The organism is Thermodesulfobacteriota bacterium (assembly GCA_040755095.1).
Classification (GTDB): Bacteria; Desulfobacterota; Desulfobulbia; order Desulfobulbales; family JBFMBH01; genus JBFMBH01.
On record JBFMBH010000211.1, the window covers coordinates 1 to 4,092 of the forward strand.

The 4,092-nt window shown below is 69.2% G+C and carries 1 protein-coding gene; it reads left to right on the forward strand.

Annotation, left to right across the window (positions count from 1 at the left end; genetic code table 11):
- On the forward strand, positions 1–2,948 hold a 2,948-nt coding region (locus AB1634_18805; GenBank protein ID MEW6221563.1), incomplete at its 5' end, for an efflux RND transporter permease subunit.
- Positions 2,949–4,092 lie beyond the last annotated feature (1,144 nt).

Below are 4,092 nucleotides of genomic sequence, written 5' to 3' on the forward strand. Positions count from 1 at the left end.
CAGGCGCCAGCCCCGAGACCATGGCCGCCGCGGTGGCCACGCCTCTGGAGCGGCAGTTCTCCACCATCGCCGGTCTTGCGACCATGTCCTCGTCGAACGCCCTGGGGGTGTCCCGGATCACCCTCACCTTCGACCTCGACCGGGACATCGACGCCGCGGCCCAGGACGTGCAGGCGATGATCGCCAAGGCGGCCCGCCAGCTGCCGCCGGACCTGCCCACTCCGCCCTCGTTCCAGAAGACCAATCCCGCGGACCAGCCGGTCCTCTACCTGGCAGTGGCCAGCCCCACCCTGCCCCTGCCCACCGTGAACGAGTACGCGGACACCTTCATCGCCCAGCGCATTTCCACCATCAGCGGGGTGGCCCAGGTTCAGGTCTTCGGCTCCCAGAAGTACGCGGTACGGGTCCAGCTCGACCCCCGGCAGCTGGCCAGCCGGGGCCTGGGGCTCGACGAGGTCACCCGGGCCATCCAGGCCGGCAACGTGGACCTGCCCACCGGCACCCTTTCCGGCCCCGAACAGGCCTTCGTGCTCCAGGCCCGGGGCCAGCTCCTCGATGCCGCCGCCTTCCGGCCCCTGGTGGTGGCCTGGCGGCAGGGCCACCCGGTGCGGCTTGGCGAGCTGGGCCGGGTGATCGACAGCGTCGAGAACGACCAGGTGGCCAGCTGGTACAACAACACCCGGGCGATCGTGCTGGCCATTCAGCGCCAGCCGGGCACCAACACCGTGGCGGTGGTGGATCGGATCCGGGAGCTTCTCCCCTCCTTCCGCTCCCAGCTGCCGGCCACCATCGATCTCGACATCCTGTACGACCGGTCGGTCTCCATCCGCGAGTCGGTGCACGACGTCAAGCTCACCCTGGTATTGGCCATGGGCCTGGTGGTGCTGGTGATCTTTCTTTTTCTCCGCAACCTGTCCGCCACCCTCATCCCCAGCCTGGCCCTGCCCTTTTCCGTGGTGGCCACCTTCGCGGTCATGCACCTGGCCGGCTTCAGCCTCAACAACCTGTCCCTCATGGCCCTGGTTCTGGCGGTGGGCTTCGTGGTGGACGACGCCATCGTCGTCCTCGAGAACATCGTCCGCCATCTGGAGCGGGGCGAGCCCCCCATGACTGCGGCCCTGGCCGGCACCCGGGAGGTGGGCTTCACCATCGTCTCCATGACCCTGTCCCTGGTGGCGGTCTTCATCCCGGTGCTGTTCATGGGCGGCATCCTTGGCCGGCTGCTCCACGAGTTTGCAGTCACCATCGGCGCCGCCATCCTGGTGTCGGGCTTCATCTCCCTGAGCCTCACCCCCATGCTGGCCAGCCGCCTGCTGCGACCCGGCGGCCATGGCCAGCCGGGCCTGTTCACCCGGCTCCTGGAAGGATTCTTCCAGCTGATGCTCCGGGCCTACGCCTGGAGCCTCAGTCTGGTCCTGCGGCTGCGGCTCCTGATGCTGGTGGCCACCGTGGTCATCCTGGTGGTCACCATCCGCCTCTTTGGCGCCATGCCCAAGGGCTTTCTGCCCAGCGAGGACACCGGCCGCATCTTTGCCTTCACCGAGGCGGCCCAGGGCATCTCCTTTGCCGGCATGGCGGCCCGCCAGCAGGAGCGGGCCGCGGTGGTAGCCAAAGATCCCCATGTGGAAAGCTTCATGTCCTCCATCGGCGCCAGCGGCGCCAGCGCCACCGTCAACACCGGCCGCATGTTCCTGCGCCTGGCGCCGCGGGATGAGCGCACCCTTGCCGCCGACGAGATCATCGAGGAGCTGCGCCGGCGGGTGGCCAAGGTGCCGGGGATCCGGATGTTTCTGCAAAACCTGCCGCCGATCCGCATCGGCGGCCAGCTCACCAAGAGCCAGTACCAGTTCACCCTGCAGGCCCCGGACACGGGCGCCCTGTATGAGGCCGTCGGCCGGCTGGAGGCGCGGCTGCGGGAGCTCGATACCCTGCAGGATGTCACCAGCGACCTGGAGATGAGAAACCCGCAGCTGGAGCTGGCCATCGACCGGGACCGGGCCGCGGCCCTGGGGGTCTCGGCCCAGGCCATCGAGGAGGCCCTGTTCTCCGCCTACGGCTCCCGCCAGGTCTCCACCATCCGCGCCCCCGACAACCAGTACCAGGTGATCCTGGAGCTGGCCCCGGAGCTGCGGGCCGAGCCGGACGCCCTGGCCCTGCTGCGGATCCGCTCCGGCAGCGGCCAGCTGGTGCCCCTGGAAGCGGTGACCCGGGTGATGCGCACCGCCGGCCCCTCCACGGTCAACCACCTGGGCCAGCTGCCGTCGGTCACCCTGTCCTTCAACCTCCGGCCCGGGGTAGCCTTGAGCCAGGGCATGACCGCGGTGGAGGCTGCGGCCCGGGAGATCCTGCCGCCGGGCATCAGCACCTCCTTCCAGGGCACGGCCCAGGCCTTCCAGGCCTCCATGACCGGGCTGTGGCTGCTCCTGGTGGTGGCCATCGCCGTCATCTACCTCGTGCTCGGCATCCTCTACGAAAGCTTCATCCACCCCCTGACCATCCTCTCCGGCCTGCCGGCCGCAGGCTTCGGGGCGCTCCTCGCCCTCCGTTCTGCCGGCATGGATCTGAACCTCTACGGCTTCGTCGGGGTGATCATGCTCATCGGCATCGTCAAGAAGAACGCCATCATGATGATCGACTTTGCCCTGGAGGCGCAGCGCCGGCACGGCAAGGAGCCGGAGGCCGCCATCGTCGACGGCTGCCTGATCCGCTTCCGGCCGATCATGATGACCACCATGGCCGCCCTGGCCGGCACCCTGCCCATCGCCCTGGGATATGGCGCCGGCGGCGAGGCCCGCCAGCCCTTGGGCATCGCCGTGGTAGGCGGCCTCGTCTTCTCCCAGTTCCTGACCCTGTACATCACCCCGATCTATTACCTGTACCTCGATGCCCTGCAGCGCCTGCCCGCCCGCCTGCTCGGCCGCCGGCGCAAGGCCACCACCACCCCGTGACGACGCCCCCCGCGGGGCCGCCCAATCGACACCCCTTGTGAGCCTTCCTCGGGGTCGGGGTCGGTATCGGAATCGGGGTCGGGGGTTGGCCCTGCCCTCCGCCCCGGCCAATACTGGTCGCGAAAGGCCGGAACGGCATGGTCGAGATCGCGGTGCGTGTGGGCGCTCAACCGCGTGAAGAGCCTTCGGGGGGCCCGCAACCCCAGTTGACGGGACGCCATGCCTTCCGGCCTTTCCTTCCACCCCGCCCCCTCGATGCCGGCCGCCATTCCCAGGAGTTGCCATGCCCGGGCGTACCAACTGGGTCAAACGCCGGCAGTCCCTCCGTGGTGGCCTTCCACAAGTCTTGCAGGTCCTGTAAGCCCCATGGGTCCATGGGAGCTACGGGAATCATGGGAGTCATGGGACCTGTGGGTTGCCATGTGCGGGGCGCACCGGCATGGATAACACGCCGAAAGTCCGCTCTGGTGGCCAGTATTTCTTGCGGGCCGTCCTGCCGCCCCACCGCCACGCCCGTGGGTGGGCCAGGCCGGGGCGGCGCACACCCCGGCCCGCATGCGCCTCCTGGCAGGGTGGCCCCCCTGGCAACCATGCGTCCCACGTCTGCGGTTACGGTCCAAGAGCGGCAACGATGTCGCGCTCAGCGGAAGAAGACACCCTGGCGGGTGCAAGGCCGGCCGGCATGGCGTCCCGTTCCCTGGGGTCATGGGCACCCAAGGAGCCCTTCACGCGGTTGGCAGCGCCCACACGCACCGCGATCTCGACCATGCCGTCCGGCCTTGCCCCCTCACCATAGAAGCGTTGGGCGGTTGATGCAAGACGGCTGCCCGGCTCCACCCCCGGCAGTCGTCCGATCCAAGCGGACAACTGGGGAACGTCCTGCTTTGGCGCGTGACGGGTTGACCTTGACCAGCTCGCGGAGCCCCCCGTGGCCGGGGCGGATCTGCCCCGGAAGGCGGCCATCTATGGCATCCAGTACGCCCTGGCGGACGAGCTTCAATGGGGCCGGGGCGGATCTGCCCCGGAAGGCGTCCGAGTCTAGCCACCAAGCCCCGGGGGTTGGGCGGGCTTCAATGGGGCCGGGGCGGATCTGCCCCGGAAGGCGGGATCTCAAGGAGGGTGGCCGTGTCTGTGGCGTAGCTTC